Source organism: Pseudomonas sp. MYb60 (genome assembly GCF_002979555.1).
Taxonomy (GTDB): domain Bacteria; phylum Pseudomonadota; class Gammaproteobacteria; order Pseudomonadales; family Pseudomonadaceae; genus Aquipseudomonas.
The window spans coordinates 1-25,521 of the sequence record NZ_PCOZ01000001.1 but is presented as its reverse complement, the minus strand read 5'-3'; the positions used below and the strand labels follow the sequence as shown (position 1 = coordinate 25,521).

24 protein-coding genes, 1 tRNA gene and 1 pseudogene are annotated in these 25,521 nt (G+C 62.7%); 10 read left to right on the top strand and 16 right to left on the bottom strand.

Annotated features, from left to right (window positions below; genetic code table 11):
• Window positions 1–12: 12 nt before the first annotated feature.
• Genes CQ041_RS00130 through ptsP form a run of 4 tightly spaced genes read right to left on the bottom strand, consistent with a single transcriptional unit; the run spans window position 13 to window position 7,099 of the window.
• Window positions 13–1,554 carry an alkaline phosphatase gene (locus CQ041_RS00130; protein WP_105520941.1) on the bottom strand — a complete coding sequence of 514 codons (1,542 nt, stop codon included), beginning with the start codon at window positions 1,552–1,554 and terminating at the stop codon, window positions 13–15.
• 44 nt (window positions 1,555–1,598) lie between these two features.
• Window positions 1,599–3,308: a PTS fructose-like transporter subunit IIB gene (locus CQ041_RS00125; RefSeq protein WP_105520942.1), complete on the bottom strand. Its 1,710-nt coding sequence runs from the start codon at window positions 3,306–3,308 to the stop codon at window positions 1,599–1,601.
• A gap of 11 nt (window positions 3,309–3,319) precedes the next feature.
• Window positions 3,320–4,240 carry a 1-phosphofructokinase gene (gene pfkB, locus CQ041_RS00120; protein ID WP_105520943.1) on the bottom strand — a complete coding sequence of 307 codons (921 nt, stop codon included), beginning with the start codon at window positions 4,238–4,240 and terminating at the stop codon, window positions 3,320–3,322.
• The gene (gene ptsP, locus CQ041_RS00115; protein ID WP_105520944.1) at window positions 4,241–7,099 is read right to left on the bottom strand and encodes a phosphoenolpyruvate--protein phosphotransferase; all 2,859 of its coding nucleotides are present in this window, start codon (window positions 7,097–7,099) and stop codon (window positions 4,241–4,243) included.
• A gap of 293 nt (window positions 7,100–7,392) precedes the next feature.
• On the opposite strand from ptsP, the gene cra reads away from it, so the two are divergent.
• Window positions 7,393–8,388, top strand: a complete 996-nt coding sequence (gene cra / locus CQ041_RS00110) for a catabolite repressor/activator (protein WP_105520945.1) — start codon at window positions 7,393–7,395, stop codon at window positions 8,386–8,388.
• 2 nt (window positions 8,389–8,390) lie between these two features.
• A complete protein-coding gene (locus CQ041_RS00105; protein WP_105520946.1) occupies window positions 8,391–9,167 on the top strand; it encodes a TatD family hydrolase in 777 nt (258 codons plus the stop codon).
• On the opposite strand, the gene CQ041_RS00100 is transcribed toward CQ041_RS00105, so the two are convergent.
• The 6 genes and pseudogenes from CQ041_RS00100 to CQ041_RS00080 form a co-directional block, all read right to left on the bottom strand.
• Window positions 9,114–9,545, bottom strand: a complete 432-nt coding sequence (locus CQ041_RS00100) for a hypothetical protein (RefSeq protein ID WP_105520947.1) — start codon at window positions 9,543–9,545, stop codon at window positions 9,114–9,116. The genes CQ041_RS00105 and CQ041_RS00100 overlap by 54 nt on opposite strands.
• A 125-nt stretch (window positions 9,546–9,670) precedes the next feature.
• Complete coding sequence (locus tag CQ041_RS26710; RefSeq protein ID WP_371922999.1) at window positions 9,671–10,375, bottom strand: methyl-accepting chemotaxis protein; 705 nt, start codon at window positions 10,373–10,375, stop codon at window positions 9,671–9,673.
• 153 nt (window positions 10,376–10,528) lie between these two features.
• Window positions 10,529–10,732, bottom strand: a pseudogene (locus CQ041_RS26705) (HAMP domain-containing protein); the annotation flags it as partial.
• A 1,137-nt stretch (window positions 10,733–11,869) separates the two neighbouring features.
• The gene (gene ampE / locus CQ041_RS00090; RefSeq protein ID WP_105520949.1) at window positions 11,870–12,706 is read right to left on the bottom strand and encodes a regulatory signaling modulator protein AmpE; all 837 of its coding nucleotides are present in this window, start codon (window positions 12,704–12,706) and stop codon (window positions 11,870–11,872) included.
• Window positions 12,703–13,266 (bottom strand): 1,6-anhydro-N-acetylmuramyl-L-alanine amidase AmpD, encoded by a 564-nt coding sequence (ampD, locus tag CQ041_RS00085; protein WP_105520950.1) that lies wholly within the window; start codon window positions 13,264–13,266, stop codon window positions 12,703–12,705. The genes ampE and ampD overlap by 4 nt, the downstream gene beginning before the upstream one ends.
• A gap of 61 nt (window positions 13,267–13,327) precedes the next feature.
• Complete coding sequence (locus CQ041_RS00080; RefSeq protein WP_105520951.1) at window positions 13,328–15,463, bottom strand: DUF1631 domain-containing protein; 2,136 nt, start codon at window positions 15,461–15,463, stop codon at window positions 13,328–13,330.
• Between the two features lie 190 nt (window positions 15,464–15,653).
• On the opposite strand from CQ041_RS00080, the gene nadC reads away from it, so the two are divergent.
• The gene (nadC, locus tag CQ041_RS00075) at window positions 15,654–16,502 is read left to right on the top strand and encodes a carboxylating nicotinate-nucleotide diphosphorylase (protein WP_105520952.1); all 849 of its coding nucleotides are present in this window, start codon (window positions 15,654–15,656) and stop codon (window positions 16,500–16,502) included.
• Window positions 16,503–16,540: 38 nt separating this feature from the next.
• Here nadC and CQ041_RS00070 read toward each other — a convergent pair whose 3' ends face one another.
• The 4 genes from CQ041_RS00070 to CQ041_RS00055 all read right to left on the bottom strand — a co-directional run bounded on the left by CQ041_RS00070 (window position 16,541) and on the right by CQ041_RS00055 (window position 18,944).
• Window positions 16,541–16,846 (bottom strand): DUF6388 family protein, encoded by a 306-nt coding sequence (locus tag CQ041_RS00070; RefSeq protein ID WP_105520953.1) that lies wholly within the window; start codon window positions 16,844–16,846, stop codon window positions 16,541–16,543.
• A 136-nt stretch (window positions 16,847–16,982) separates the two neighbouring features.
• A tRNA-Thr gene (locus CQ041_RS00065) sits at window positions 16,983–17,055 on the bottom strand.
• 48 nt (window positions 17,056–17,103) lie between these two features.
• Window positions 17,104–18,495, bottom strand: coding sequence for an O-antigen ligase (locus tag CQ041_RS00060; protein ID WP_105520954.1), 1,392 nt, complete (start codon window positions 18,493–18,495; stop codon window positions 17,104–17,106).
• Between the two features lie 35 nt (window positions 18,496–18,530).
• The gene (locus tag CQ041_RS00055; RefSeq protein ID WP_105520955.1) at window positions 18,531–18,944 is read right to left on the bottom strand and encodes a pilin; all 414 of its coding nucleotides are present in this window, start codon (window positions 18,942–18,944) and stop codon (window positions 18,531–18,533) included.
• Window positions 18,945–19,144: 200 nt separating this feature from the next.
• Here CQ041_RS00055 and CQ041_RS00050 point away from each other — a divergent pair, with 200 nt between their 5' ends.
• From CQ041_RS00050 to yacG, 4 genes are read left to right on the top strand one after another with little or no spacing between them, the layout of a single operon-like run.
• Window positions 19,145–20,353, top strand: coding sequence for a type II secretion system F family protein (locus CQ041_RS00050; RefSeq protein WP_105520956.1), 1,209 nt, complete (start codon window positions 19,145–19,147; stop codon window positions 20,351–20,353).
• Window positions 20,350–21,216 carry an A24 family peptidase gene (locus CQ041_RS00045; RefSeq protein WP_105520957.1) on the top strand — a complete coding sequence of 289 codons (867 nt, stop codon included), beginning with the start codon at window positions 20,350–20,352 and terminating at the stop codon, window positions 21,214–21,216. Before CQ041_RS00050 ends, CQ041_RS00045 begins: the two co-directional genes overlap by 4 nt.
• Window positions 21,213–21,836, top strand: coding sequence for a dephospho-CoA kinase (gene coaE / locus CQ041_RS00040; protein ID WP_105520958.1), 624 nt, complete (start codon window positions 21,213–21,215; stop codon window positions 21,834–21,836). Before CQ041_RS00045 ends, coaE begins: the two co-directional genes overlap by 4 nt.
• Window positions 21,833–22,033 (top strand): DNA gyrase inhibitor YacG, encoded by a 201-nt coding sequence (yacG, locus tag CQ041_RS00035; RefSeq protein ID WP_003188437.1) that lies wholly within the window; start codon window positions 21,833–21,835, stop codon window positions 22,031–22,033. Before coaE ends, yacG begins: the two co-directional genes overlap by 4 nt.
• On the opposite strand, the gene CQ041_RS00030 is transcribed toward yacG, so the two are convergent.
• Together CQ041_RS00030 and CQ041_RS00025 are read right to left on the bottom strand one after the other, a co-directional pair.
• On the bottom strand, window positions 22,030–22,245 hold the full coding sequence (locus tag CQ041_RS00030; RefSeq protein ID WP_105520959.1) for a hypothetical protein: 216 nt from the start codon (window positions 22,243–22,245) through the stop codon (window positions 22,030–22,032). The genes yacG and CQ041_RS00030 overlap by 4 nt on opposite strands.
• Window positions 22,246–22,309: 64 nt before the next feature.
• On the bottom strand, window positions 22,310–22,999 hold the full coding sequence (locus CQ041_RS00025; RefSeq protein WP_105520960.1) for an energy-coupling factor ABC transporter permease: 690 nt from the start codon (window positions 22,997–22,999) through the stop codon (window positions 22,310–22,312).
• A gap of 101 nt (window positions 23,000–23,100) precedes the next feature.
• Between CQ041_RS00025 and CQ041_RS00020 the strand changes: the two genes are divergently transcribed.
• The 3 genes from CQ041_RS00020 to CQ041_RS00010 are packed head-to-tail and all read left to right on the top strand — an operon-like array spanning window position 23,101 to window position 25,317.
• Window positions 23,101–23,730: a DUF1780 domain-containing protein gene (locus CQ041_RS00020; protein ID WP_105520961.1), complete on the top strand. Its 630-nt coding sequence runs from the start codon at window positions 23,101–23,103 to the stop codon at window positions 23,728–23,730.
• Window positions 23,731–23,784: 54 nt separating this feature from the next.
• Entirely contained in the window at window positions 23,785–23,958 is a 174-nt protein-coding gene (locus tag CQ041_RS00015; protein WP_044286631.1) for a DUF3094 family protein, read from the top strand.
• 60 nt (window positions 23,959–24,018) lie between these two features.
• Window positions 24,019–25,317, top strand: a complete 1,299-nt coding sequence (locus CQ041_RS00010; protein ID WP_105520962.1) for an NAD(P)/FAD-dependent oxidoreductase — start codon at window positions 24,019–24,021, stop codon at window positions 25,315–25,317.
• Window positions 25,318–25,521 lie beyond the last annotated feature (204 nt).

Here is a 25,521-nt window from a genome sequence, read left to right as displayed (position 1 = left end):
CTGCCTTTCAGGTTAAGTCGGCTGGAGTTTTTGCTGGAACACCGAGACACCATCCAGATCCCGCAACGTCACCGTCAACTCCGCCGTCTGCCCATCGATATTCACCTCGCCAAAAAACTGAAAACCGGCAAATGGCGAGGTGTTCTGCGCCGCAGGCGCCTTCTCGAACACCACCTCGGGCCCAAAGGTTTTATCCAGCGGATTGGGCCCGAAACTCCCCGCATTCAAAGGCCCGGCAACAAACTCCCAGAACGGCTCGAAATCCTGGAATGCCGCACGATCCGGGTGGTAGTGATGCGCCGCGCAGTAGTGCACATCGGCGGTCAGCCACAGGTGGTTGCGTACCTTCTGCGCCCTCAGGAATCCCAGCAGCTCGGCGATTTCCACTTCACGGCCCTGGGGCGCACCCGGATCGTTGTTGGCGATGGCCTCCCAACGCGCCACGCCGGGGCTGACTTCGCCGTCGGGTACGCCAAGGCCGATGGGCATGTCGGCGGCGATGACTTTCCACTGCGCCTGGGAGCCCTTGAGTTCACGCTTGAGCCAGTCCAGTTGCTCACGACCGAGGAAGGGCTTTTCGCCACCCAGATTGTCGTCATTCGGTCCGCGATAGCTGCGCATGTCCAGCACGAACACATCCAGCAGCGGGCCATAGCTGAGCTTGCGATAGATGCGCCCGCCACCATCGGCGGCTTGTCGGCGCATGGGCGAATATTCCAGCCAGGCCTGGCGAGCGCGGCCCACCAGGGTGTTGATGTCCTTGGTCTGGTAGCGCTCGTCCAGTTGCTTGCTCGGCGACCAGTTGTTCACCACCTCGTGGTCGTCCCACTGCCAGATCTGCGGCACCTCGGCATTGAAGCGGCGCACGTTTTCGTCCAGCAGGTTGTAGCGGTAGTTGCCACGATATTCATCGAGGGTTTCGGCGACTTTGCTCTTGGCTTCGGTGGTGATGTTGCGCCAGATGCGACCGCCTTCGGTGGTCAACTGCGCGGGTACCGGGCCGTCGGCGTAGATGGTGTCGCCGCTGTGGATAAAGAAGTCTGGCAGGCGCAAACGCATGGCTTCGTAGATGCGCATGCCGCCGATGTCGGGGTTGATGCCGAAGCCCTGGCCGACGGTGTCGCCGCTCCACACAAAACGGATATCGCGACGCTGTTGCGGGGCACTGCGCAGGTGGCCGAACCAGGGTTCGCTGGCGACGCCAGTCTGGGCGTCTTCGAAGAGCACGCGGTAAAAAATCGCCTGGTCGGCGGGCAGCCCGGTGAGGTCGACGCGGGCGGTAAAGTCGGTGCGGCTGTCAGCCAGGGCGGAGACGAGTTTGCGCGGGTTACTGAATACGCTGCGGGTGTCCCACTCCACCACCATCCGCGCCGGTCGGTCGGCACGGCTCCAGACCATGGCGCGGTCGCCCAGCAGGTCGCCGGACTGCACGCCATCGGTGAGTTGCGGCCGATCCTTGACCGACGCGATCACCGCCGGTGCCAGCCCCGGTAGCAACAACCCGGCGCCGACGGCTTGCATCACGCGGCGACGGCCGAGATCGAAGTGGCTCATGCAGGTGCCCTCTTGAGTATCAAAAGGGCCACTAAAGCATGGAGTTATGACACCGGTGCGACAGTCAGCTCGACCGCTTCCGGGCGCTTGATCAGCGCATACACCAGGCCGGTCAGCACACTACCGGCAACAATCGCCAGCAAGTACAGCAGCGCATGGTTCATCGCATTCGGAATCACCAACACAAACAACCCGCCGTGGGGCGCGGCCAGTTTGCAGCCGAAGTACATCGACAACGCGCCGGTCAACGCGCCGCCTACCACGCTGGACGGGATCACCCGCAGCGGGTCCTTGGCGGCAAACGGGATCGCGCCTTCGGAGATAAAGCACATGCCCAGGATCATCGCGGCCTTGCCCGCCTCGCGTTCGGTCTGGGCAAACTTGCGGCGTGCCAGGAAGGTCGCGATGCCCATGCCGATTGGCGGCACCATGCCGGCCGCCATCGTCGCCGCCATCGGTGCGCCGCTGTGGGCCGCCAGCAGGCCGACCGAGAACGCGTAGGCCGCCTTGTTGATTGGCCCGCCCAGATCGACGCACATCATGCCGCCCAACAAGATGCCCAGCAGCACCGCGTTGGTGGTGCCCATGGTGCTGAGGAAGTCGGTCAGGCCCACCAGCATGCGCGCCACCGGTGGCCCCACCAGGTAGATCATCGCCAGGCCAGTGAACAGGCTCGCCAGCAACGGGATGATCAGGATCGGCTTGAGCGCATCCAGGCTCTGTGGCAAGCGCACGCCACGGGTGATCAACTTGACGCAATACCCGGCGAGGAAACCGGCGAAGATCCCGCCGATGAAGCCTGCGCCCAGGGTCGTCGCCAGCAACCCGCCGATCATCCCTGGCGCCAGCGCGGGGCGGTCGGCAATGGAGTAGGCGATGTAGCCGGCGAGCAACGGCACCATCAACATGAAGGCCTGGTCGCCAACCGATTTCAGCGCCGCCGCGAGGGTCCCCGGCTGTTCAAACGCCTGGATGCCGAACACAAACGACAAGGCGATCAACAACCCGCCCGCCACCACCATCGGCAACATGAACGACACGCCAGTGAGCAGGTGTTTGTACACGCCGGTCTTTTCCGACTTGGCCACTGCCACGCTGCCGGTGCTTTCCACCACGCCTTCGGCCAGGGCCTTGTTCAAGGTGGCTTCGGATTGCTTGAGGGCAATGCCGGTGCCACAGCGATAAATCTTCTTGCCAGCAAAGCGCTCGGTCGCGACCTCGATATCCGCCGCCAGCAGCACCACGTCGGCCTCGGCAATCGCCTGCGGACTCAATGGCGTACGCGCCCCCACCGAGCCCTGCGTCTCGACTTGCAGGTCGTAGCCCAGGCGCTTGGCGGTTTGCTGCAACGCCTCGGCGGCCATGAAGGTATGGGCCACGCCGGTCGGGCACGCGGTGACAGCGACGATGCGCGGCGCATTCTTCGCGGCCTGCTCAGATGCAACCCACACCTGGGCCTCTTCGGCGCCACGGCGCAACACGGCTTCCACATCCGCCAGCGCCAACGCCGGGGTGCTCTGGAACACACGTTTGCCGACAAAGCGCTGCATATCCACCGGGGTGCTGCTGACCAGCAACACCCATTCGGCCGCATCGATAGTGGCCTGGGACAGCTGACGCTCCGGGCGCTGCACGTCGACCACTTCGACGCTGGTGCTCCAGCCCTGGCGTTGCGCGGCGGCGTCCAACAAGCGGGCGCACAGCACACTGGTGACCATCCCGTTCGGGCAGGCAGTAACAATGGCTAACTTCATCACAAACCCTCTTATTGTTCTGTCAGCGCGCGCACTGCGACGCCGCTTTCGAGACGCGCCAACTGCGCGTCATCGCTGATGCCAAAACCGATCTGCGTCACCGCCATCGCGGCAATTGCAGTGGCACGGCGCAGGGTCTGCTCGGGTGTGTCGCCACTGAGCAATCCGTGAAGCATGCCGGCCAGCAACGAGTCGCCCGCGCCCACGGTACTGGCGACTGTCACCTTGGGCGGCGTGGCATGCAGCGCGGCACCCGCGCGGTACCAATTCACCCCGGCAGCGCCGTCGGACACCACCACATGTTCAACGCCTTGTCGATGAAGCTGGCTGATTGCGTCCGGGGCATTACCCAGGGCATCGGCCAGTTCTTCGGTATTGGGTTTGACCAGCCACGGGCCGGCCTTCAGGCCGGCGCGCAGGGCTTCGCCGCTGGTGTCCAGGGCGACTTTCAAACCGAGGCTTTTCAGTTTTTCCAGCAAGCCTTGAAACCACTGCGGGCTGACACCGCGCGGCAGACTGCCGGCGACGACCACCGCGTCGAATTCAGGGCCGACGATCGCGACCATCTCGAGCAGTTCTTGTTGCGCCCGCTCATCCACAAACGGCCCCGGGGCATTGATGTCGGTGACCCGCCCATCCTGTTCGGCAATCTTGATATTGCTGCGGGTTTCACCCGCCACACGGATAAACGCATCGCCAAAACTACGGCGGTCGATCAGGGCGTTGAACGCCTGCGGATTTTCCGCACCGAGAAAACCGCCAACACTCACCTGATGCCCCAGATCAGCCAACACCTGCGCCACATTCACGCCCTTGCCGGCAGCGTGGGTCAGCACATTTTCACTGCGGTTGACTGCGCCCGGTTCCAGACGCGCCATGCATACCGTCACGTCCAACGCAGGGTTCAGCGTCAGGGTCAGAATCCTTGCCATTTACACGGCCTCCACAAGGGCGCGCACGTCGGCGGGCGAGCCCACCGCCAGTGCGTGTTGCGCCAGGTCCCGGGCCTGGCTCAGACTGAATTCGCGCACTCGCGCCTTCACTTCGGGAATGCTGCGGGCCGACACGCTCAACTCATCCACTCCCAGGCCGACCAGCACGGGCACGGCCAGTGGGTCGGCCGCCAGCTCGCCGCACACACCGACCCATTTGCCATGGGCATGGGCGGCGCGCACGGTGATGTCGATCAATTGCAGCACCGCCGGGTGCAGGCCATCGGCCTGCGCTGACAGGGTCGGGTGGCCACGGTCGATGGCCAGGGTGTACTGCGTCAGGTCGTTGGTGCCGACACTGAAGAAGTCGACCTCCTTGGCCAGCACCGGCGCGAGCAGGGCGGCGGACGGCACTTCGATCATGATGCCCAGTTGCAAGTCGGCCACCGGGATTTCCAGGCGCAGGCGCTCGGTCATGTCGCGGGCGGCGCGCCACTCATCGACGCTGCCCACCATGGGGAACATGATGCGCAGCGGACGGTTATCCGCCGAGCGCAGCAGCGCACGCAACTGCGCTTCCATGATCTGCGGGCGTTGCAGGGTCAGGCGAATGCCGCGCACACCGAGGAAGGGGTTTTCTTCCTCTGCAATCGGCCAGTACGGCAACGGCTTGTCGCCGCCCACGTCGAGGGTGCGTACCACCAGCGGGCGCCCACCGAGGCCGTCGAGCACGCGGCGGTACTCGGCTTCCTGGGTGGCTTCGTCCGGCGCTTGCGGGTGGGCCATGAAAATCAGCTCGGTACGCAGCAGGCCAATGCCTTCGGCGCCCTGCTCCACCGCGCTGGCCACCCCGGCGCTCTCGCCGATGTTGGCGAACACTTCCACCGCGTGACCGTCGCGGGTCAGCGCCGGTTCGTGGCGCTGGGCCGAAGCGGCCTGCAGGCGTTGCTCGCGGGTGTCGCGCTCGACGGTGGCACGCTGCAGGGTGGCGCCGTCGGGGTCCACGTGCAGGCGACCGCGCTGGCCATCCAGCAGCAGCGGCGTACCCGACGTCAGCAGCAATACCGCCGCGCCAGCGCCAACCAGCGCGGGGATGCCGAGGGCACGCGCGACGATGGCGCTGTGGGCCGTCGCACCGCCACGGGCAGTGAGGATGCCAGCAACACGGGTCGGGTCCAGACGCGCAACGTCCGACGGGCCAACCTCGTCCATCACCAGAATGTAAGGCTCGCTCGGCTCTTGGGCGGTTTCAACACCGCACAGTTGCGCCAGCACGCGGCGGCCAATGTCACGCAGGTCGGCGGCACGCTCGGCGAGCAGGGCGTCCTGCAACGATTCCTGCTGCTTGGCGGCGGCTTCGATGACGCTCATCCACGCCGCCTCGGCGCTCTCGCCCTGCTTGAGGCGGGTGTCGACTTCGTCGGTGAGTTCCGGGTCGTCGAGCATTTCCTGGTGGGTGATGAAAATCTCGCGGATCGCCTTGGCCTGGCTGCGTTCGATCAGGCCGTGGATATCACGGCGCACTTCGGCGAGGGCGTCTTGCAGGCGCTGGCGTTCGATGGCGGCGGACTCGCCGCGCAGCGGGTAGTCGAAGGTCTGCTGAACCTGAATATGGGCCGGGCCGATGGCGATGCCCGGTGCCGCAGCGATGGCCTGGAGCTGGCTGCCGGACGGTGGCGCGCTGATGACCGGCTCGCGCTCAACCGGGGTCGGTTGGGTGCTGACCGTCGGCAACGGCTCGACCTCTTCGCCAAGGCCTTCTTCCACAGCCGCCAACAACGCGGGCAGTGCATCGCCCGCAATCGTCGGCTCGGCCACAAACTCCAGCACCTGGCCGCGACGCGCGCCGAGGCTCAGCAGTTTACTCAGGCTTTTCACCGACACCGCGCCCACCGGGCCGTCGACAATGCGCACGCGGATATCGCCGTCAAAACTTTTTGCCAATTGCGCGAGGATCTTCGCCGGGCGCGCATGCAGGCCGTGGGCGTTGGCGAGGGTGATGCGGGCATTCGGCCAGTCGGGCGGCAGCTCGCCGCCGAGCACTTCCAGCACCGCGCGGCTGCTGGTGGCGCGACCGAGTTCCTGGCCACGGCCTTCGATCAGCAACGCGCACAGGCGTTCAAGCAAGGCCTGGTGGGCTTCACCGAGGCTGGCCAGGCAGAACAGGCCATTGAGCGGCTGGCCGAGGTAACGCATGGGTTTGTCCGGTGTGACGAATGCCAGGCCCGGGCGCTTGACGGTTTGCTCGCTGTGCAGCCACCACAGGCCATCGCCCAGGGGCAGCGCATCAACCTGCTGCAGCACGGCAGCGAAGCCATTGCTCACGCAGTCGGCCTGGCGCAACAGGCGGGCGCCGCGCCACACCAGCTCTTCGAAATCGTCGGCGGACACGCCAAGGCTGATCATCTGTGCATCCAGCGCCAGTTCCTGCGGCGCGCCTTGCAGCAGTTTCAGCAAGGCTTCGGCCGTGCCGGCGCGGCGCAGGGCCTGGCCGAGGTCGGTTTCACCGAGGGCGCGGGTGAGCAGTTGCAGCAGGCGCAGGTGTTCGTCGGATTTGGCCGCGATGCCGATCGCCAGGTAGACGATCTGACCGTCGCCCCAGTCCACCCCTTCGGGGAACTGCAACAGGCGCACGCCGGTGGAAAACACTTGGTCGCGGGTTTCGGGGGTGCCGTGGGGGATGGCAATACCTTGGCCGAGGAAGGTCGAGCCTTGGGCTTCACGGGCTTGCAAGCCACTGAGGTAACCCTCGGCGACCAGGCCATCGGCCACCAGTTTTTCAGCGAGCAGGTGCAAGGCAGCAGATTTATCCACAGCCACCTGGCCCATGGAAATCTGCTCTACAGTGAGCTCAAGCATGCCGTTCTCCTAGTTAGTGCGAATGACGCACTAGGTATTGTTTTGAATAAACAGTGTAATGGCGATTCGGAATAACTGACTGAGTAGTCAATTGGCAGTAACCACTCGGCAGCGAAAGTCGTAAAAATACGCCTGCTGAAACGTTTAATCTAGAATTTATGGCAGATTACGCGTTAATTGTGCAACGTTGAAGAACCACTCGGCGCTTGAGCTTGGACATTGGTCGTGTGCAGGAATCGGTTACGATTGGACAAAATGTCGGGGCGAGCTCCAAACAACAAGGAAATCCCGGTTTGAAACTCAGTGATATCGCACGTCTGGCCGGTGTGTCCGTAACCACCGCCAGCTACGTCATCAACGGCAAGGCCGAACAACAACGCATCAGCAACGCCACCGTCGAACGGGTGCGAGCGGTCGTTGAAGCCCATGGTTTTACGCCCAATCCCCAGGCCGCCGGGCTGCGCAGCCGGCACACGCGCACCTTGGGGTTTATCCTGCCCGACCTGGAAAACCCCAGTTACGCACGCATCGCCAAGCTGTTGGAGCAAGGCGCACGGGCACGTGGCTATCAACTGCTGATCGCCAGTTCCGACGACGAGGCCGACAGCGAGCGCCAGTTGCTCAAACTGTTCCGCGCCCGGCGTTGCGATGCGCTGTTCGTCGCCAGTTGCCTGCCGCCCGACGATGACAGCTACCGCGAGCTGCAAGCCAAGGGCCTGCCGGTGATTGCCATCGACCGGGTAATGGACCCGGCACAGTTCTGCTCGGTGGTCAGCGACGACCGTGAAGCCAGCCGGCAATTGACCGCCAGCCTGCTGCAACCCTTGCCCAAACAGATCGTACTGATCGGCGCACGGCCGGAGCTGAGCATCAGCCAGGCGCGGGCGGCGGGTTTTCGTGAAGCCTTGCAGGGGTTTGGCGGTGAGGTGATGGTCGAACACGCGGAGTCCTTCAGCCGCGACTGTGGCCGACAACTGATGGAGCAGCTTCTTCAACAATTGGGGCATTTGCCCGACGCACTGGTGACGACGTCCTACGTGCTGTTGCAAGGCGTGTTTGACGCATTGCACGACTTCCCGCTCAAGTCGCGCCCGCTGCGCCTGGGCACCTTTGGTGACACCCAGTTGCTGGATTTCCTGCCACTGCCGGTGAACGCCATGGCGCAGCAACACCAGTTGATCGCCGACACGGCCCTGAAGCTGGCCCTCGCGGCCATCGAAGCACCGCAGTATCAACCGGGTGTGCATGCCATCGGCCGTACGTTCAAGCAGCGTATTCACGAGGCCTGAGCGTGGAGCTGATCGACACCCATACCCACCTCGACTTCCCGGACTTCGACACTGACCGCGCGCAAGTCCTCGCCCATAGCCGCGACCTCGGCGTGGGTCGCATGGTGGTGCTCGGGGTGTCTCAGCCCAATTGGCAACGGCTGTGGGACCTGGTGCAAGCCGACGCAGGCTTGTTCGCCGCCTTTGGCCTGCATCCGGTGTACCTGAATGACCATCGGCCCGCCGACCTGATCGAGCTGGGCGACTGGCTGACCCGCCTGCACGGTCATCGGCAACTGTGCGCGGTGGGTGAGATCGGCCTGGACTACTTTCTCGAAGACCTGGACCGTCAACGCCAACACGAGTTGTTCGAGGCCCAACTCAAGCTGGCCGTGGATTTTCAACTGCCAGCCCTGCTGCATGTGCGGCGCAGCCACGCGGCGGTGATCGCCACCCTCAAGCGCATTCGAGTGCCACGGGGCGGCATCATCCACGCGTTTGCCGGCAGCCAGGAAGAAGCCCGCGAGTACATCAAGTTGGGCTTCAAGCTCGGCCTGGGCGGCGCCGCGACCTGGCCCCAGGCCCTGCGCATGCACAAGGTGCTGGCCCAATTGCCGCTTGAGGCGGTGGTGCTGGAGACCGATTCACCCGACATGGCTCCCGCGATGTACCCCGGCCAGCGCAACAGCCCGCAACACTTGCCGGCCATCTGCGCCGCCTTGGCCGAGCGCATGGGCATCAGCCCCCTACGGCTGGCTGAGGCGAGCACACGCAATGCGTGCGAGTTGTTCAATTGGTAGGGCCGGCGAAACCACTTGCAGATCCAGTGTCATGCGCTGCCGATAACGGACGTAACGCAGCACCAGGAAATGCGTCAGCAGCACCAGCACCGACAGGTTCAACTGAGCGATCACACTGATCAGCCCTACCCATTCCGCCACCATCGCCACTGCCAGCACCACGCAGGTCAGTGCCACCATGCCTGGACGCACCACCGCCCATTGGCTCAAGGCCTGGAACTGGCGCAGTTGCCGGGGGCAGCCCAGCTGCAGCACCCGCTCGCAATAGGGACAGTCGAAGGGTTCCTGGATAGCGATGGCATTGAGTTGCCAAGGCTTGAGTTCGAACGTGATGTCGCAATGGGCGCAATGCCCTTTGACGCCGATGGCAGCGGTCATCGCTGTGCTTCCCTGGACTGGAGTTGAGTGAAATAAATTCTGACTCATTGATGCGACCCGAAGTCGTCTTCAGGCAAATCCAGAGATACACCACGCTGATCCGAAACTATTCCTACGCTCACCCCCTACACGCGGAAGGCGCCAATCAAGCGCTTCAACTCGATCACCTGCAGCGACAGCTGACGGCTCGCGGCCTCGGTCTGATGGGCGCCCTCGGCCGCGTGCTCCCCGGCGCGATTGATTGCGACGATGTTCTGGTCGATATCGTGGGCGACAGCGGTTTGTTGCTCGACGGCGGCGGCGATCTGCTGGTTCTGATCAACGATCATGCCGACGGCACCCAGGATGTTTTCCAGGGCCTGCTGGACCTTTTCCGACTGACCCACGGTTCCATTGGCCATTTCATGGCTGCTGCCCATCGCCTTGACCGCAGCGTCGACACCGCCGTGCAAACGGCTGATCATCTGCTCGATTTCTTCTGTGGAATGCTGGGTTCGCCGCGCCAGGGTGCGCACCTCATCGGCCACCACGGCGAAACCGCGGCCCTGCTCACCGGCACGGGCGGCCTCGATGGCAGCGTTGAGCGCCAGCAGGTTGGTTTGCTCGGCAATGCTTTTGATCACTTCCAAAACGCTGCTGATGGACTGGCTGTCGGTCGCCAACTGGTTGATGACGCGCACCGACTGATCGATCTCCAGCGCCAACCGCGCAATGCTGCCCTGCTGGGATTGCACCAGGCTGCGCCCGCTGAGGGTTTCATCGTTGACACTGTGGGCACTGCTGACCGCGGCCGCGGCACTGCGCGCCACTTCCTGGGCTGTCGAGGACATCTGGTTCATGGCGGTCGCCACTTGCTCGATCTGGGTGCGCTGGCCAGACACTGCCTGGTTGCTGTGGGCCGAGACCGTTTCCACCTGGCCGGCCTGCAGTTCGACCTGGCTCACGGTGTGCCCGACACGCTCGATCAAGTCATGGATCTTCGCCACGGTGCCGTTGAATACCTGGCCGAGGTCGCCCAGTTCATCACGGCTGTGGGCGACGAACTGCACGGTCATGTCGCCGGCGGCCACCTTGCCCATCATCGCCCCCAAGCGGCGCAGGGTCGTGCGTGTGGAGACATAGAAACCGCCATAGAGATAGAAGATCAGCAGAAACACCGCCGTCAAGGCCGAGACCAGCAGCACCATGTGCTGGCGGTTCTGCGCCAGGCGCTGCTCCAGTTGCTGGCCGATAAAGGCCAGGGTCGCGTCGTCGAGCCGATAGGTGGTGGCCATCAATTGGCTGACGCTGTCGTAGAACCCCTGCCAGGGTGCGTCGAGGGTTTCGGCCATCACCACCTGCTCTTCGAACAACTCGCTGCCTTGCTTGAGGCTGGCATTGCTGGCCTTCGCCAGGCTGTCGAGCGCAATGTTCGCCGCCGGGCTGGAACCCAAGGCGTCGTGCAACTTCAAGCTGTATTCGCCGTGGAGTTTTTCCAGCTGTTGCAGCAGTTCGTCAAAACGCGTGCTGGAAGATGAATTGAGGAAGCCCTGGCCCAGGGAATACGCGCCCATCGCCCTGCCCTCGCCCAGGAGTTGGGTGACCTGGGGGGTGACGCTGGTGATGAGCTCGCTGAGTTGACGCACATCGCTTTGGCTATCGCGACTCAAACCTGCCTGGCTGGCGATGATCTGGCTGAGCATCTGGGCCTTGTTGAGCAACTTGGCGATCAGTGCGCTTTTGCTGAGCAGCGAGGTTTCCTGTTGCTGGGTTTTGAACGCGGCGATCAGTTCGTCGCGCTTGGCGTCAAAGGCGGCCACCTGTTCCGGCTCGGTCGCCATGGCGGTGAGGCCTTGCAGGCGGTTCAGCACGCTCTGCTCAAGGGCAGCGATCTGGGTTTCCAGGTCACCGGCCTTGGCGGATTGGCCAAGGGTGGCGTTGATCTGAACCTGGTTGTTGAGGGTTTCCAGGTCGCGGCGCAGGGCCAGGCTGCTGCCGAGCAGATCCAGGCTCTGCAATTCGACACGCGTGCCCTGGAATTCCCGCCAGGAATCGCGCACCAGATAGTAGTTGGTTGCCAGCATTGGCAGCAGGAACAGCACACTGATCAGGCTGAACTTCATGCCGAAGCTCAGGCGGTTCATCAGCGCGACGGCAGGATAGAGCAAGCTCTTCACAGGTGAACTCCCTTTCTTTTATTTTTATTGAGGCGCAGGGCGGCAGTTAGCCATCACCTGTATAGCTCAATTTGAAAAGGAGTTTTGTAACTTAAGGTTAACGCAGTGAGGGCGCCGCCAAGAAAACCGTGGGAGAAAGCGCCCACAGTTTTCGAGCGCCTTCGCGGGTTACGGCAGCACGGTCCAGATGGCGAAGCCGGCGTACCACAGCACGGCGGCGCGCAGCAGCAGTTCCCACAGCCGGTCGAGACTGTTGATGCCATCGGCGCCCACCACCGGCGGCGGGATTTCCGCAGCCACCAGCCCGACTTTTTCCATCAGTTGGGCGGCGCTGATATCCCAGCTGAGCAGTTCGTGGAGCATCACGCGGCTGACCGCGACGAAGTTGCCCACCAAGGCAAAACTGGCCGCCAGCAGACGTACCGGTAGCCAATCGAACGCGTGCCGCAGCTGCCCGGCGCGCTCGGCCACCAAGGGGTTCTGGCTGTGCTCACTGGCCAGGGCCAGCAGTCGATACGCGAGGGCCGCTACCGGTCCCAACAGGAAATACCAGAAAATCACCGCGAAAAAGCTCTGGTAGGCCTGCCATAGCAAATAGCCCTGAACGCGTTCGAGCAGTTGCTCGCCACTGTCGGCGCCCAGGTCAAGGTCGCGCTCGGCCACATGTTCGGCGGCTTGCAGGTCGCCACGGCGCCAGGCATCACGGAATGGGCCGAGCCCGGCCAACAGATCACCACGGCCCAGGCTGTAGATCAGCACCAGCAGGTGCACCGGCAGGGCCAGCAAACCGTAGGCCACCGGCTCCAGCACCAACAGCAACAACGCCAGCACGGCCACCGGCAACAGCACCAGCAGCGCCATAATCAACCACGGTCGCTTGCCCATGCGCGGGCTCGCTTCCAGCTTGGCCAACTCACGCAGCCAGCCACCGTCGCGCTGCAACCGCCGACGCAGGGCCGAGAACTTCTCGATCCAGACCGCCAGCACCAACACCAGAAAACTCATTGTGCCTGCCCTCCATCCTGCAGTGCGCTGCGAAAGCGCGTCCAATCAAAAGCCGGGCCGGGGTCGGTCTTGCGTCCCGGCGCGATATCACTGTGACCACATATCCGTTGGGGTGTGAGCCCCGGATAAGCCGCCAGCATCTGGCGGGCCAGGTCGATTAACGAGGCGTACTGGGCGTCGGTGAACGGCACGTCATCGGTGCCCTCCAGTTCGATGCCCAGGGAAAAGTCATTGCAGGTTTCACGCCCCTCGAAGTTCGACACGCCGGCATGCCAGGCGCGGTCGATGCAGGACACAAACTGCGTCACGGTGCCGTCGCGCTCAATCAGAAAATGCGCGGACACGCGTAGGTCGGCAATCCCTTCAAAGTAGGGATGTTCCGTGACATCCAGGCGATTCTGGAAAAACTCCTGCACCTTGCCGGTGAGAAACTGTGCCGGCGGCAGGCTGATGTTGTGCACCACCAACAGTGAGATTTCGCCGGTCGGGCGCTCGTTGAAGTTGGGCGACGGGCAATGCCGGATGCCCTCGCACCAACCGCTGGTGGGGTCCAACTGCATACAGGTTCCTTGATCGAGACAACGTGTGACCAGTATGCCGCGTTCAACCCCCTCGACGCGATCATCTGGCGTGATTGAGTTGACGCAGCCTGCCAAGCACCGCCGCCAGCGCACGCTCGAACAAAGGGCCGTCGTCCAGCGTATGCAGCGCGCCGCGCTTGAACGCCCGCGCAAGCTGGCCGACGGATTTTTCCAGGACCTTGAGCCCCGTGCGGCTGACGAAGATGTAGGCAGTCGCCGGTGCCATGATGGCCGTGAGCTTGCAACGCACGGCGCCCATTTGTTCGTCCTGGTAGGCCACCCAGCCGCCGATGCGCAATTGGCGGGCCTTGAGCAGGTCGGGGTCATCGATCGGCAGGTCATCGGCCGGATCAGTCGGCACGGCGCTGAACACGAATGGCTCGCGAACGTCGATCATCTCATCCACGCTGTGGGGCGCTTGCACATGCAGGGCCTGCAAGCGCACGAAGAATTCACGGCTGCTGAACGGGTCGAACGCGGCACTGGTCAAGCCCTCGCGCAGGGACTTGAGCAAGCCCGGCAAGGGCTCCAGCAATTGCTCGCGGCCATCGCCGAGGCTGACACTCCAGAGCAGCTCATCCAGCGTGCGCAGCCCGGTCTGCCATTGCACGGACTGTTCGCCGTGCTTGAGGCAGGCCAGCAGCAGTACTTGGCTCCAGGCCTGATGCGCGAACTGCACGATGGCCGGTGGCAGGCGCATGCCCATCAGCCGCCGATTCAGCACATCGGCAACCCGCAAGCGGGCGGCTTCGGTTCGCACGCGCCCTTCTTCGGTCATTCGCGTGTGCTGCTCGAGCAGCTCGCTGCGTTGGCGCTCCTCGGCGGTAAAGGCGGCGAACTCGGCGAGCAACTGGGAAAAAATGGCCGCGTCGTCGACGAACTCGTTGAGCAAGCGCTGCACCACCTGCTCGATTCGCAGGTACAGGCTGTCGCGGCGATAGTCATCGCGAGGGCTCCAGCCCATCGCCGCCGCCGCGATTTCATTCAAGAGACAGCGGGCCGGGTGGCCGCTGTGACTGAAAAAACTCTTGTCCAGCAAGGCCACTTTCAGCAACGGGATCTGCAAGCGCGCGATCACCACCCGGAAGGCCTCCGGTACGCTGGGATCCTTTTGGATGCATTCGAAGAGCATGGCGATCAGGTTGATCACGTCTTCATCTGCGCCCTCAACCACACGGGACTTGCCGCTCTTGACACTGACCCGGGTGAGCAATTGTTCAAGCTGGTTGCGCAGGTCGAAGTCGTCTTCCAGGTCCGGGTCCGGCACATATTGCTGCAGGTGAGACAACAGCCGCAGCAGGTCGCGAGAGGCAATGGGCAGGGGTTCGGAACAGGCTTCAAGGGTGGGCGCCACGCTGCCGCGCACGCTTGCCAGCAATCTCTGCAAGGCGACAAAAGCTGCCTGGCCACTTTCATCCGGGGGCGGGCTGGACAACGCCTCCTCATCCGCACCTTCACGAGTTGCGCGCCCACCGGGCCGGCGCGGCGGGACGGCCTTGAGTTCGGGTAGCACGCCGGTCGCGAGCAGCAACAGGTTGGCTTCGCCGTACAACGGATCGGCATCACTGAGCACGTATTTTTCGAACAGCTTGAGCATGATCAACTTCACGCGGATTTCCACGCCCAGGCTGCGTCCGGCCCGCAGGAAAAACTCGCACAGCATGGCCGGCCCCAGCGGGTTTTCACGCGCATCCAAGGGATTGCCCAACAGCGCACTCAGGCGTGCGGTGAGTTGCCCCAAAGCCACGCCGTCGCGGTGCTGCACCCGCCCCAGCATGGCCTCCAGCGCCACGGCTTTTTCCAGCTCGTCCCGGGAGGAACCCGCGGCCGCGTCGTAGGAAACCACCGGCACCCAGTGCTGCTCGCCGCGCCCCGCCTGGCCGAGGCAGGCGAACGCCTCGAACAGTTGCTCCATGAACACGCGCTCGAAATTCTTGCGCTTGAGACGCAGGTCGCGCATGGCTTCGAAAAAAATATGATGATCAAGGTTGTTGCGGGCCTTGTCGGCCATCTCGAACAGGGTGTCGTCGGCGTTATCGAACAGGTCCTGCAGGCCTTGTTGCAGCTGTTGCGCCGCCCTGTCACGCACCTGCAGCAGTACCACCGGCAGCCGAGCGAGCGGCGATGGCGTGGCATGCGCCTTTTTGAAAGGCACCACCTTTCCGTCATTGTGCATCCTGGCCTCCTGAAACGGCGGTACTGTGGAAGACGTCAAAGCTATGACGCCAATTGCAAGGCGCGAGATTATCTTGCAAAGCGGGCCCGTTGCGCCAGCCCACTCTGTCATTTGGCGGTAAATGAGCAGGTCGCTGGGTTCAGCCGCGCACAACCCCTATAATCGGGCCACTTTGTTTGTGGAGCCTGTTATGCCGAATCTCCGTCTTGCCGACCTCACCGCCGAAATCGAAGCCAATGTGCGCCGTGCACTGCTGGAAGACATCGGCAGCGGCGACATCACTGCGCAATTGATCCCGGCTGAACGGCTGGCCACAGCCACGATCATCACCCGCGACGCCGCCGTTATCGCTGGGACCGCCTGGGTCGATGCCGTGTTCCGCCAGCTTGACCCCCGGGTCGCCGTGCATTGGCAGGTGGCGGACGGCGACCGCGTCACACCCAACCAGGCGCTGTTTCACCTTGAAGGCCCGGCCCGCTCGTTGCTCAGTGGTGAACGCAGTGCGCTGAACTTCCTGCAACTGCTGTCTGGGGTCGCGACCCGCGCCCAGTTCCTGGCGGATTTCGTCGCCAGTACCCAGGTCAAGCTGCTGGATACCCGCAAGACCCTGCCAGGCCTGCGCCTGGCGCAGAAATACGCAGTAACCTGCGGCGGCTGCCATAACCACCGCATTGGTTTGTATGACGCGTTCCTGATCAAGGAAAACCATATCGCAGCCTGCGGTGGCATTGCCCAGGCGGTTAACGCCGCGCACAAGATCGCGCCCGGCAAACCGGTGGAGATCGAAGTGGAAAGCCTGGACGAGCTGCGCGAAGCGCTGGCGGCGGGCGCCGACATCATCATGCTGGATGAATTGAGCCTGGACGATATGCGTGAAGCCGTGCGCCTGAACGGCGGCAAGGCCAAGCTGGAAGCCAGCGGCGGGATCAACGAAAGCACCTTGCTGCCCATCGCCGAGACCGGAGTGGACTACATCTCCATTGGTGCGATGACCAAGGATGTGAAGGCGGTAGACCTGTCGATGCGACTGAGCATCTGATCCAACAGCCAGGAGCCGGCAAGCCGGCTCCTGCAGGGTTAGACGACGAGGTTATTCATCTCGCAATACTCGTCCCACTCCACACCCAGCACCTCCGCCGCTTCTTTGTGCAAGGCCAGTCGTGCCGCTTCGAATTCTTCCGGAGTGGAGGTGTACTTGAGGGTCAGCTCCCAGGGCTGGTAGCCCTGGCTTTCTGCCTCGTCCTCGAATGCCCACTGAATCTGGTCGCGCTGATCATCAGCACTCAGGTCCTTGATCTCTTCTTTGAGCTGCGGCGACTCCCCGAGGTATTTTTCGAGGGCTGCTTGGTGCCGAACTTCCTGGGTCATTTCAGTCGTGGTCATGGTGTTCTCTTTGGATCGAGGAATGGGGATGCATCTGGGACATCAGGTTGCGCAGATACAAAAGAACAGGCACGGATGCCGGCTCGTCTGGCCTTCAGAACCATTCTGGGATCATCTGAAAACGGTGCTGCCTTTTTGCCCGAGACAGGAATCGAACCTGCGACCTTCGCGTTACGAGTGCGCTGCTCTACCGGCTGAGCTACACGGGCGGTGGGCTAAAGCTAGCACCGCATCGGGCGTCCGGCAACTTGCGCCCCTCAACGGGCAATCACGCCCTGGGCCCAGAAACGTGGTTGCAGCAGCGTGTCATGGCTTTGCACGTATTGCTGCTGGGCTTGCTTGATGTGAGGGACGTCGCGCACAGCGATAAAGATCAGCAGACCAACGGACAGCACACTCAAGGTTTTCCACAGGTTCCATGCCAGGGGCCACGCAGGAGTTGCCGGTGATCGCCACACATGCAGCGCCATCAGCCAACCCACCACCAACGCCAGCCACACCTGCGAGTTGGGCATCACAAGGACACCGTCGACCATCGACTGCACCAGCGCACCGATCAACGCGGCAAACAGGCACAGGCGAAGCAGATTGACGCGCTCGCCGGATGGCACTCGCACCTCACCGAGGGTGGCCCAACCCGCGCGCCACGCCAATACCGCCACGCACACCGTCGACGGCACACCCCACTCGCTGGCCCATTGCAGAACGGCCTGATGAGGATGGGCGGCAATCTTGTTGGCAATGTCGGCAAAATGCATCGGCCCGTAGCCCAGCAGCGGCCGCTCGGCGAGCATGTGCCAGGCCTGCCACCAGATCGGGCCACGGCCGGAGAGCGACGTGGTCAGCCGATCACTGGCGCCATTGGCAATGTCGAGCCCCAGGTAGCCGGCGATGACCGTGAACGCCAGCCAGTACAGCAGCAACCCGCCCAGCACAGCGCCCAGTTGCCATCCCAGCCAGCGTCGCCCCCATGGCCCGAGCAGCGCCAATACTGCGCCGGCGGCGCCCATGCCCAGCCAGGTGCCGCGCGTCCCGCCGCTGATCGCGATGAGCCACCAGACACACAGCAACGCAAACACCGCGCCTTTGAGCGACCGGGAAAGCGTGGGGAGCAGCAAGGGCAGCGCCAGCAACGGCAAGGTGAAGGTCTGGAACTGGCCGTAGAAACGCTTGTTGGAGAAGCCGGCCAGCAGCAGGTCCGGGTCCATTGCCTGCTCGCCACTGGTGAACGCCAGTGTGCCGGCATACAGGTACTGGGCCGATTTGATCAGGCACAGCAGCACCACCATCAGGATGAGCGCACGGTCCAATGGCTCGCCACCGTGACGACGCAACAGGGCAAACGCCACGGCGATGGCCCCACAGCTGACAAACACCGCCACTTCGGTGAGCGCCCAGAGGGGTTGCCGGGCCAGCGCCGAAGACACCAGGCCCAGCACGACAATCAGCGCCAGGCCGACGGCGGTAGGTCGATCCACCAACCGTACAGGGCTCATCGACAACCCGTACCCCACCGCACACAGCCCGATGGCAATCTGCACGACACGCTGCAGGTCATGCCCGCTGAACGGCGCACTTACGCCAAAAACCAACAGACACACCGCTGCTACCAGAAAACTGCTACCGCGCTGCTGTACGGATAACGACATCGGCCACCTCTACGTCCCTGTGGATGGTTTAGCAGCTATGCCCCGTCGGCGCCGCAGCCCTTGGCAACATATTTAGCCTCGGCGGTGGTCACGCACTTCCAGCCCGTGGTGGCGTTGCGGACCAGTGTGATGGTCTTGCCCAGCACGGGCGCTGGCGCGTCCAGTATTTCGCAACTGATGGAGCCGGCGCCGGTGGCTGCATCGCCCGTCACGTCGATCTTGCAGTTGGCCGTGGGGCTGGTGCCGCCGATCAACGGCAGGGTCGGTACGGTGCCCTGATTGATGACGTCCTCATACCCGGCCTTCAAGGCCGCGACTTCGGCAAGCCCGGCAGTGAACTTCGCCTTGGCCTGGTGGGTGGTGTACATGGGCAGGCCGATAGTGGCCAAAATGCCGATGATTGCCACGACGATCAACAACTCGATCAAGGTAAAACCTTTTTGACGCATCACATTCACCCTCCAGAATAGAACCCGTATCAAGGCGCTTCCTGCGCCCCGTGCTGTACAGCGGCGCCAGTGTACTCATCCGCACGCATTCCAGCGCCAGCAAGACGCACATTCTGACATTTTATCCATCATCCCCGGCCTGCCCGCCGCCCTGCCCTGACTAAGCTATAAATCTTCGACGACCTCTGCGGAACCGTGACATGGACAACGCTACGACGCTCTACGCCTGGGAAGGCATCAACCGCAAAGGGCAACGGGTGTCCGGGCAGGCAAGGGGCTCCAACCCCGGCCTGATCAAGACCCAACTGCGCCAGCAAGGGATCTACGCTGAACAGGTGCTCAAGAAACCCCCATTGCTGCCCAGTCTCACGCGGCCGGCCACTGCGGCGGACATCACCCTGCTCACCCGTCAATTGGCCACGTTGCTCGAAGCCGGCATCCCCTTAATGCAAGCACTCGACATCATCGGCGCGGGCTTCGACAGCGCCGCAACACAAGCACTGGTGAAGACGTTGAAGCAAGAGATCGCCGCGGGCTGCAGCCTAGCCGATGCACTGCGCAAACAACCGCGCTGCTTCGATGAGCTGTATTGCAACCTGGTGGCTGCCGGCGAGCAGGCCGGGAAGCTGGAAACCCTGCTGGAGCGAATAGCCCTACACCGGGAAAAAAGCGCGCAACTGATCACCCGAATCAAAAAAGCCATGACCTATCCGTTGGCGGTCCTGGTGGTCGCCAGCCTGGTGACCAGCCTGCTGCTGATTCACGTAGTGCCGCAGTTCCAGACGTTGTTCGACGGGGTCAATGGCACGCTGCCTGGGTTTACATTGCGGGTCATCGCCCTGTCGGCGTTCATGCAGCAAGCCTGGTGGATGCTCGCATTGGTGCTGGCGGCAGTCACCCTTGGAGTGCGCCATGCCTATCGGACGCTGCCTCGGTTTCGTTTCTGGCTGGACGCCGGTTTGTTGAAAACGCCCCTGGCAGGCAAACTGCTGACGAAATCGGCCGTGGCCCGCTACGCCCGCACCTTGTCCACCACCTTTGCCGCCGGCGTTCCGCTGGTACAGGCGCTGGACTCCGTCGCCGGCGCCACAGGCTCCGGACCGTTCAAACAGGCAATCGAGCATATGCAACGCGATGTATCCACCGGCATGCAGTTGAATCAATCCATGGCCAGCAGCGGCCTGTTTCCCGGCATGGCGATCCAGATGACCGCCATTGGCGAAGAGTCCGGAACCCTGGAGCGGATGCTGGAAAAAGTCGCCAGCCATTACGAGGCGCAGGTGGATGACCTGGTGGATAACCTCACCGGCCTGATGGAGCCGGTGATGATGGTGGTTTTAGGCTCGGTTGTCGGCGCATTGGTGGTTGCCATGTACCTGCCGGTCTTCCAATTGGGGAGCGCGTTTTGAGCCTTCTGTTGATCGAGCACCCGTGGGCCTTTGCGATGATGGGCCTGGTGCTGGGCCTGATCGTTGGAAGCTTCATCAACGTACTGGTATGGCGCCTGCCCAAGATGCTCGAGCGGGAATGGCGCGCCCAGGCCCATGAGGTGCTCGGCCTGCCCGCTGAACCTGCCGGCGCCACGTATAACCTGATGCACCCGAACTCCTGCTGCCCCCACTGCAATCACGCGATTCGTCCGTGGGAAAATATCCCGCTGCTCAGCTACCTGTTGCTACGAGGGCGCTGCGCCGAATGCCAAGGCTCGATCAGCCTGCGCTATCCGCTGACCGAACTGGCGTGCGGCCTGATGTCGGCGTGGGTGGCCTGGCATTTCGGCTTCGGCTGGCAGGCAGGGGCCGTGCTGCTGTTGAGCTGGGGGCTGCTGGCGATGAGCCTGATCGACGCAGACCACCAACTGCTGCCAGATGTGCTGGTCCTGCCATTGATGTGGCTGGGACTGATCGTTAACAGTTTCTCATTGTTGACCACATTGCCCGACGCCGTGTGGGGCGCAGTCATCGGGTACATGAGCCTGTGGACCCTGTTCTGGGTATTCAAACTGGTCACTGGCAAGGACGGCATGGGCCACGGTGACTTCAAGCTACTCGCGCTGCTCGGCGCCTGGGGCGGCTGGCAGATTTTGCCGATGACGCTGCTGATGTCGTCCTTGGTGGGCGTGTTCATGGGCCTGATCCTGATGCGCCTGCGCAACACCCAGGCGTCCACGCCAATGCCGTTTGGCCCCTATCTGGCAATTGCCGGCTGGATTGCATTGCTGTGGGGTGGTCAAATAACCGACTTCTATTTGCAGTCTGTCGGTTTCAGATGACCACTTCTGACGCAACACCCTGGATTCTTGGCCTCACCGGCGGCATCGGCAGCGGCAAAAGCGCGGCGGCCCAACACTTTATCGACCTGGGTATCGACCTGGTCGACGCCGATCATGCTGCTCGTTGGGTCGTAGAACCTGGCCGGCCGGCACTGGCGCGCATCGTCGAGCATTTTGGCGCGGGCGTACTGCAGCCTGACGGTCAGCTGGACCGGGCGGCGCTGCGCAAGCGGATCTTCGAAGTCCCCGAAGAACGCCTCTGGCTAGAAGCTTTGCTGCACCCGTTGATTGGCGAGGAGATTCGCAGCCACTTGGCGCGGGCCAAATCCCCTTACGCGATCCTGGTGTCGCCGCTGCTGATTGAATCCGGCCAGTACAGCATGACCCAGCGCATCCTGGTGATCGACGTACCGCAAGCGCTGCAGATTCAGCGTACCCTGCAGCGTGACGGCATCAGCGAGCAACAGGTGCAGGCGATCCTCAAGGCCCAGTCCCCCCGTGAAGACCGCCTGAAACATGCCGACGATGTGCTGGTCAATGACAGAGACCTTGCCTGGCTGCACAGCGAGGTCGAGCGACTGCACCACTTTTACCTTACTTTGCGTGGAGGCCGATCATGAGCCAACCCTTGACCGTCGACTGCCCAACCTGCGGCGCACCCGTGGAATGGAAAGCGACCAACCTCAACCGGCCGTTCTGTTCGGACCGTTGCAAACTCATCGATCTGGGCGCCTGGGCCGCTGAAGAACACAAGATTCCAGTGGCGCCTGACGCCGAAGACGAGCTGTTTTCCGAAGACCTTCCGCCGCGCCACTAAGGGCGCATAAAGGCATATACCTGCTGGTCGTCGAGGTTTTCTGCGAGGTATTGCAGCTCGTCGGCCAGGTCCTCGAAGGTGCGTACGCCCTTGCTCTGCTGCACCACCGCACTGAGCATCGCGCGCAAGGTCAAGCCTGGGTCGAATCCGATTTCCTGTGCCGCGTCCTGGCTTCTACGCAACTCCTGCCGTGCCCACTCATACACACTCATGATTCGTGCTCCCGAAAATTTGCCAGAGCATGATCCTGCGCGCATGTCCGCGATTTGACCTGGATCAACGCTGCGAGTCGTCGTCCTTCCAAGGGGCCGAGAGGTAGCGGGTGCGGTTGAAGGTTTCCAGCCATTCGGGGCAAAACACCACCAAGGCACTGATGACCACGCCGTTGATAAAGGCTTCGGGAAAGATGATCAGCCACAGGTAACCGACAAAATCTTCCAGCCATTCCGGCATCGCGAAAAGCCCATCGAACCACAGCAACCCAAGCCCCACCAGCAGGCAAAGCAACGCCGACAAGGCGGCGGCAAAAAAACCGGAGCAGAAGATATAGACAAAGGGATTGCGTGGCTGGGCGCGCTCCACCAGCATCGCGCAGCTTTCGGTGACCAGCACTGGCAGCGCAACCAGCAACAGGCCGTTGATCCCGAGCGCCGCGAGGTCTTGTCGCCCCAGCAGCATGAGGCCGAGCTGGGCGGCAACGCCCCCGACGATTGCCAGGGGCCAGTCCAGCAGCAGGGTCACGGCGGTCATGCCGATGAAGTGGTAGGACACGCCGGTATCAAAGTCACGCCGCACCAGCCACAGCATGAACAACGCGAACACGGTGCCAAACAGCAGATGCTGGCGCCGTCGGTCGGCAAACAGTTCGACCCACGGCGCGCGCAACACAGCCCATAGCACCAGCGGTGCAAACAACAACCAGCCGACGCCAAGGGTTAGCGGTGCGAGCACGGCGGCACTGATCACGGCGGCACTCCATTCTTTGAGTAACAGTCGAGCGGCCAGTCTACACCGACCTTTTGCAGCAGGACTTCCTGCGGTCATCATTTGGACGCTAAGCTGCAAGCATGGATGACTCAGACTACTTGCGCCTGCTCACCGTAGCAGCCGAACAAGCCAACGCGTTTTTATCCAATGCCCGCAAATGGGAGCGTGAGCGTTGGGTCTGCCAGCGCCTGCTGCAAGGCTTGAATGTGCCCTACCGTGCCGAAGAATTTCATGCCGCCGGTCAAGAACCACCGGATGTCCTGTTTCGTGACGCCAGTTTCGAGGTGTTTTTCGTCCTTGATGAAGGACGGCGACTGAATGATGAATGGCGCGATGAGCTGTTGCGCCGACGCAGCGCCTTCTCCTTGAGCCAATTGGTGCGGCGTGAGGCCAAGCCGCGGCGCATCCCGGCCCATGAGTTTTTGTTGCGCCTGGCGCCGACGCTGCGCAAAAAAGCCCACAACTATAAAGAACGCGGCATGGACCTGGGCGAGCTGGACTTGATTGCCTTCAGCAGCCTCAAGCGCGAAGTGCTCGACCTCAACAGCCATTTCCCGCCGCCTACCGAATACCTGCGCCAGGGCTGGCGCTCGCTGTCGCTGGTGGGGCCGACGTTTGCACGGGTGCTGTTTGCCCATCCGGATGCGCCGGATTTCTTGCGCAACAACCTGGGTCGCAGCATAGTGTTCGATGTGGGTATCAGCCTCTGAGCCCCCGGACTGTAACGTGGCGCCCTTTTGCAACGTCTACCTGACGAGGCCTTTATGACCAGCCGCCTGAACCCCGATGACCAACAGCATGTCGAAGAGTACCTGCAACTGTCCCAACACCGAGTCGAGCGCAAGCCTTTCCGGCCGTGGCTGCTCCTCGGCGTGGTGCTGGTTGTGGTGATCGGCCTCGGTCTGCTGAGCCGCCTTTTGAGTTACCTGACGCTATGAGCTGCCTGGCGCTCGCGAAGGTAACTGCTCCGATTTCTTTTAGCCTTGCGAGATATCCCCATGACCCATCGTATTATTATCGTCGGCGGCGGCGCCGGCGGCCTGGAGTTGGCTACACGCCTGGGTAAGACTCTGGGCAAGCGCGGTACCGCCAGCATCACGCTGGTGGACACCAACCTGACCCACATCTGGAAGCCCCTGCTGCATGAAGTGGCAGCCGGCTCGCTGAACTCTTCGGAAGACGAACTCAATTATGTCGCCCAGGCGAAATGGAACCACTTCGAGTTCCAACTGGGCCGCATGAGCGGACTTGATCGTGAGCAGAAGAAAATCCAGTTGGCCGCCACCCTCGATGAAGAAGGCCGTGAGCTGGTACCTGCGCGCGTGCTGGGTTACGACAGCCTGGTGATCGCCGTCGGTAGCACCACCAATGATTTCGGCACCGAAGGCGCAGCCCAACACTGCCTGTTCCTCGATACCCGCAAGCAGGCCGAGCGCTTTCACCAACAATTGCTCAACCACTACCTGCGCGCCCATGCCGGGCAAACGGATGCGGTCGAGCAGATCAGCGTCGCTATCGTGGGTGCCGGCGCTACCGGTGTGGAGCTGGCCGCCGAACTGCATAACGCCGCCCACGAGCTCGCCGCCTATGGCCTGGACCGGATCAAGCCGGAAAACATGCACATCACCCTGATCGAAGCCGGCCCACGGGTACTGCCTGCCCTGCCTGAACGCATCGGCGGCCCTGTGCATAAAACCCTGGAAAAGCTCGGCGTGACTGTGCTGACCAATTCGGCGGTGAGTGAAGTAACGGCCGACGCACTGATCACCAGCAGCGGCCAAGTCATTCCAGCCAGCCTCAAGGTGTGGGCTGCCGGGATCCGCGCACCTGGGTTCCTGAAGGACATCGACGGGCTGGAAACCAACCGGATCAACCAGCTTCAGGTGTTGCCGACGCTGCAGACCACCCGCGACGAAAACATCTTTGCCTTTGGTGACTGCGCCGCCTGCCCGCAACCCGGCACCGACCGCAATGTACCGCCACGCGCCCAGGCGGCTCACCAGCAGGCATCACTGCTGGCCAAGTCGTTGAAGCTGCGGATCGAAGGCAAGGAGCTGCCTTCGTACAAATACACCGACTATGGCTCGCTGATCTCGCTGTCGCGGTTTTCTGCTGTGGGTAACTTGATGGGCAACCTCACCGGCAGCGTGATGCTGGAGGGCTGGCTGGCACGGATGTTCTATGTGTCGCTGTACCGGATGCACCAGATGGCGCTGTATGGCTTCTTCCGCACGGCAATGCTGATGCTGGGGAGCAAGATTGGGCGTGGGACCGAGCCGCGTCTCAAGCTGCACTGAAAACGGGGCCCAAGTCGGGCTCGGCCAATGTGGGAGGGGGCTTGCCCCCTCCCACATTGGCCCTGCGGTGTTTTTCAGATTTTTGCAGGCAAAAAAAATCCCCGTATCTTTCGATACGAGGATTTTTAATATGGTCGGGGTAGGGGGATTCGAACTCCCGACATCCTGCTCCCAAAGCAGGCGCGCTACCGGACTGCGCTATAC

Coding starts and splice junctions, on each gene's coding strand:
- CQ041_RS00020 (WP_105520961.1), top strand. CDS start 23,101: ATGGATGACTCAGACTACTTGCGCCTGCTCACCGTAGCAGCCGAACAA.
- CQ041_RS00070 (WP_105520953.1), bottom strand. CDS start 16,846: ATGACCACGACTGAAATGACCCAGGAAGTTCGGCACCAAGCAGCCCTC.
- CQ041_RS00080 (WP_105520951.1), bottom strand. CDS start 15,463: ATGCACAATGACGGAAAGGTGGTGCCTTTCAAAAAGGCGCATGCCACG.
- ampE (WP_105520949.1), bottom strand. CDS start 12,706: ATGAGTTTTCTGGTGTTGGTGCTGGCGGTCTGGATCGAGAAGTTCTCG.
- CQ041_RS00100 (WP_105520947.1), bottom strand. CDS start 9,545: ATGACCGCTGCCATCGGCGTCAAAGGGCATTGCGCCCATTGCGACATC.
- yacG (WP_003188437.1), top strand. CDS start 21,833: ATGAGCCAACCCTTGACCGTCGACTGCCCAACCTGCGGCGCACCCGTG.
- CQ041_RS00015 (WP_044286631.1), top strand. CDS start 23,785: ATGACCAGCCGCCTGAACCCCGATGACCAACAGCATGTCGAAGAGTAC.
- CQ041_RS00055 (WP_105520955.1), bottom strand. CDS start 18,944: ATGCGTCAAAAAGGTTTTACCTTGATCGAGTTGTTGATCGTCGTGGCA.
- CQ041_RS00010 (WP_105520962.1), top strand. CDS start 24,019: ATGACCCATCGTATTATTATCGTCGGCGGCGGCGCCGGCGGCCTGGAG.
- CQ041_RS00030 (WP_105520959.1), bottom strand. CDS start 22,245: ATGAGTGTGTATGAGTGGGCACGGCAGGAGTTGCGTAGAAGCCAGGAC.
- CQ041_RS00060 (WP_105520954.1), bottom strand. CDS start 18,495: ATGTCGTTATCCGTACAGCAGCGCGGTAGCAGTTTTCTGGTAGCAGCG.
- CQ041_RS00125 (WP_105520942.1), bottom strand. CDS start 3,308: ATGAAGTTAGCCATTGTTACTGCCTGCCCGAACGGGATGGTCACCAGT.
- ptsP (WP_105520944.1), bottom strand. CDS start 7,099: ATGCTTGAGCTCACTGTAGAGCAGATTTCCATGGGCCAGGTGGCTGTG.
- ampD (WP_105520950.1), bottom strand. CDS start 13,266: ATGCAGTTGGACCCCACCAGCGGTTGGTGCGAGGGCATCCGGCATTGC.
- CQ041_RS00130 (WP_105520941.1), bottom strand. CDS start 1,554: ATGAGCCACTTCGATCTCGGCCGTCGCCGCGTGATGCAAGCCGTCGGC.
- coaE (WP_105520958.1), top strand. CDS start 21,213: ATGACCACTTCTGACGCAACACCCTGGATTCTTGGCCTCACCGGCGGC.
- nadC (WP_105520952.1), top strand. CDS start 15,654: ATGCCGAATCTCCGTCTTGCCGACCTCACCGCCGAAATCGAAGCCAAT.
- CQ041_RS00050 (WP_105520956.1), top strand. CDS start 19,145: ATGGACAACGCTACGACGCTCTACGCCTGGGAAGGCATCAACCGCAAA.
- CQ041_RS26710 (WP_371922999.1), bottom strand. CDS start 10,375: ATGTCCTCGACAGCCCAGGAAGTGGCGCGCAGTGCCGCGGCCGCGGTC.
- pfkB (WP_105520943.1), bottom strand. CDS start 4,240: ATGGCAAGGATTCTGACCCTGACGCTGAACCCTGCGTTGGACGTGACG.